Raw genomic sequence first — 4,004 nt, forward strand, 5'->3', positions numbered from 1 at the left:
TCCCATAACTTTGAGGCAGCACCAGTAAAGAATTCGGTAAACCATTCATCGTTATAGGTATATACAGTAGGTCCGACATGACCATTGCCTGTTACGCCTGAAGCGACATCTAACAATAACTGCTTGTTTTCAGGCTCCAAAGTTTTTCCGTCCTTGTCTTTGATTTCGTTGTTTAAATATGCGCCCTTTGCCATGGATTCAATATTGGGAATTTGAGCTCCGCTTTTAACCAAGAACTCCTGTCCTTCTTCAGATAATGATAGATATTTGATAAATTTGACTGCTTGATCAACCTTTTTTGAGCCTGAATAAATTCCGTATCCAACAGAATCCACTCTTGCTTTCCATTTGTCCTGACGTTCTGCCATTGATGAATTGGCATAAGCGTTTGAACAAGGCCAAGGCATAAGCACATAATCCAAAGTATCTGAAAATGTATTGAAATATCCTATATCCCATGTTCCTACAGGATAGAAGACAAGCGAACCTTCGGTAAAGAGTTCATATCCTGTTTTGGTTGAGCCTATTGCATGTGCATACCATTTTGAATTGAGTTCCAAAAATGCGGTATATGCTTGTTTGAATTCTTGGCTTTCAAAATTAACCTTAGTATTGTTGTCTTTCAAAAACTCTCCACCGTTGCCCCATACATAAGCCATAAGGCACATATCTTCCCAGAATGCAGTGCCATAAACAGGCTTAAGCGCATCTACGGTGTTATTAGAACAAAGATATGCCAATGCTCCAAATTCGTCATATGTATAGACTATTTCGTTGCCGTCTTTGTCTTTTTGTCCAGGAAGTCCAGGGAGCTTAACCTTGTAAGTGCCGATAGCTGTGCCTTGTCTGTTTCTTACGGTAAGGTCAACGCCTTCCCATTCGGCCCATGGACCATGGACTTGTTCGTTCCAGATATACGGCTCAAGTCTAGCCATAACATTTTCATTTTCATATATCAGCTTGCTGTTAAAGCCTAGAACATATTGAGAATAATCTTTGGGCAATGCATATATATCGCCTGTGATGTTGTTTTTTCCGTCATATCTGAAAAAGTCTATTGCCTGTTTCCATATATCTTTTACATCGTCTTCTGTAATAAGCCCTGCTTGAGTCAAGTTGATTACTGTCTTTTGGTTGGCATGTGCGCGTACATCGCCCGGTCTTACATAAAAGACATCTGCCGCTGTTCGGGTTTGAAGACTTGAGTTCAACAGATCAAAATAGTTTTCTTCTTCTACAGTAAACTCAACCTTAATACCCGTTTCCTGCTCAAATTTTTTAATAAGTTGTGAATATATTGCGGCTTCATGGCTTTGGGCAAAGACAAACACTCTAAGCTTGTCGTTTTTGCCGCAGCCTGACAGTCCAAAAACTGAAATCAAACTTATTACGCAGATAAACAATGCGGTTAATTTTTTTAATAATTTCATTTTATTACCTCACTTTTTTAAGGACGGGTAAATTCAGTGTAATAATTGTAGTGATTGAATGTGTGCCAATGTTCTGTTATAGCGTAGTCTGCATCAGGATAGAATACATTGCCTATTCCGCTTGAACCTTCATTGGGATTGCCGCATTCCAAAATAAATCCAAATGTTCCTTTCTCGGGTACATTGAGAGCATACCAAGGGAAAAATGCTTCAAAAGTGAAAGTCTTAGGATCTTGAGAACCTGCGTTTCTGGTAGGCACGCCTTCGGCATCGACAAGCTCGCCTGTGTAAGCGGTAGTTGCTATAAGGTCATAGCTTCCTGCTGCACGATTTTCATTGTCTATACCATAAGCTGTCTGAACCGCGCCCAAAATATCTATAAAGAACCATTTGTCCTTATCTGCAGTAGGTTCTGTTCTCTTAGAGTTGTTTACATCAAACCTTATCTCTACATGATCGCTATAATACGGGAAATCAGCATAGTAATATTTGAGATACTGGCTTTGAGCAAACATATAAATATACAATCCGTTTTGACCTAAATACACATAAGCTTCGGCTGTCATTTTGCCCTTATTGGCATTTTGAGCATAATCTCTGGTAGCTGTAAAATAATACAGATTAGGATTGTTTTTTACATTTTCCTGAGTATAGAAATCGTCTTTTTGAGCATCAATTTTTAGATTGTTTTCCAAAGCAACTTTTGTTCCAAAACCGTATGCTGATAATGTTCTAAACTCATTAGGTGTTGTATTGGATCCGGCTACATTAAATCTTTGTGTACCTACAACTGACCACATATCAGCCTGCGCAAAAGATACTTTATAAACATCTCTTTTTGAGAAATTAAAATTCTTATATGACATAAAGAATTCTACGGTATAGCCCGGATCGATATTCTTTTCGCTTTGAGGTCTTTCAGTCGCTTTTTGATTGCGCTGTGATACTGTTGTACCTTCTTTTATTACTGCTTTACATGCATCAAGTCCATACTTGGTGTTTAGCTTAAATGCAGAGCCATTGCCTATAAGCACCTGATTGTATCCTTCAAGTGTTGCCATAATATGATAGTCATCGCTCATAGGCGTAGCTCCGCCGTCTGCTTTTGTATCTATAAACAGCTCTACCCTATCGCTTTCCAATATATAAGGCGAACTGTCTTTTGCGTTTTCATTTGGATTAGCTTTATAAACAATAGGATCATTGACATCGAAATAAAAATACAAACCTTTGTCTCCGATATAATAGCTGACCCTCATCTGACCTTCAACACCGTATTTTTGATCAAGCGTTACATACTTTGCTCTTTCAGTTTCGTCAAGCAGCCCGTCAATAGTAAAACCAGCTTCGGGTGTGTCAAATCTAGATGTATCCACTTCTTTGCCGTCATCAACATAAGGATCATCAATAATTACTCCGCCGCCATTATCTTTTTTACAGCCTACAAGTCCAAAAACAGGCATTGCTAAAATCAAACTCAAAAGTATAACTAATAATCTCTTCATAATTCCTCCCTTTATTTTTGTTTGATAAACTCTTTTATCTACCCTCATAAATTTTAAAATCTTTTTGCAAGCGTGAATAAAGGGATTAGTTATTCACGCTTGCATATTGTTGTTTTTATTCTGATTTTTTGGACTTTTTGCTGAAATAGATGCCAGCAGCAACGCCGCCGCCAATTACTATTACGCCGCCTAAAGAACCAAATACTATTCCTAAAATCATTCCAAGGTTGCTTTGTGAACTGTCAGGATTTTTTACGCTGTTATCAAATTCAAAGTTGACAACATAAGTTACATAAGATCCGTCTTGCGCATAAACATCTACGCTGTAAGATGTTTCTGTCAAAACTTCATTTTCTGCGCTCTGTCCTTCTGCCAATGCAAATTCAATTACAAAATCAGAAAGATCTGCACCTTTCCAAACTTTAACTGTGGCAACCATTTTTCCATCAACAAGTTCAAAATCAGTAAACTTGAGTTCTTTTTGGAAATCGCTGTTCTTGCCGCTGTATAAGATTGAAAGATTTTCAATTTTGGTGTTATTGTCAACCAAGGTTACTTTTACCGTATAAACATTGCTAAAGCCGTTAGCTTCAGAAGTTATAGTATAGGTAATGCTCTTGCCGGAAACCGTACCTGCTACAATTTTGCTAGCATCAATAGCTCCAGCGCCGTTCGAAGCTACAAGTTTAGGGAAATCGTTGGCTGTAGGATTGGTTTTAGCTGAAGAATACTCAACTTCGTAAGAGAAGCTTCTGCTTGAGAAGTTAGGAATATTAGCGGTTGAACCTTCAAATTTAAGACTTGTCAATAATGATGCTTCTTGTTCTGCAACAATATCATTAATACTTGCCACAGAAATAGGTGCGTTATATACTCTGAAGTCTTTATAATATCCGCTGCCCAATAATTCTGTTGCCAAATGGCTTCTGCCAAAGCCTATATCAGAGTCTGCCGAAACAGCAATTCTTGAGTCTTTTACTTGAATCAAAGCGCCGTCAACATACAAAACTGCTTTTCCAGGAGTTATTTGAAGTGCTACAAGTTTATATAGATTGCTCTTAAATCTGTC

The 4,004-nt window shown here is 38.0% G+C and carries 3 protein-coding genes; all 3 read right to left on the reverse strand.

Going from position 1 to position 4,004, the window contains the following annotated elements; translation table 11 throughout:
* Positions 1–1,430, reverse strand: a 1,430-nt coding sequence (locus tag VIL26_02735; protein ID HEY8389860.1) for an extracellular solute-binding protein, incomplete at its 3' end; no start/stop codon positions are given.
* Positions 1,431–1,447: 17 nt separating this feature from the next.
* Positions 1,448–2,935 (reverse strand): hypothetical protein, encoded by a 1,488-nt coding sequence (locus VIL26_02740; protein ID HEY8389861.1) that lies wholly within the window; start codon positions 2,933–2,935, stop codon positions 1,448–1,450.
* 115 nt (positions 2,936–3,050) lie between these two features.
* Positions 3,051–4,004: hypothetical protein (locus tag VIL26_02745; GenBank protein HEY8389862.1), on the reverse strand; the 954-nt coding region annotated here is incomplete at its 5' end.

Source organism: Clostridia bacterium, from assembly GCA_036562685.1.
Classification (GTDB): Bacteria; Bacillota; Clostridia; order Christensenellales; family DUVY01; genus DUVY01.

Excerpts from the sequence above, each read along its gene's own strand:
- VIL26_02740 (HEY8389861.1), bottom strand. The coding sequence starts at position 2,935 with ATGAAGAGATTATTAGTTATACTTTTGAGTTTGATTTTAGCAATGCCT.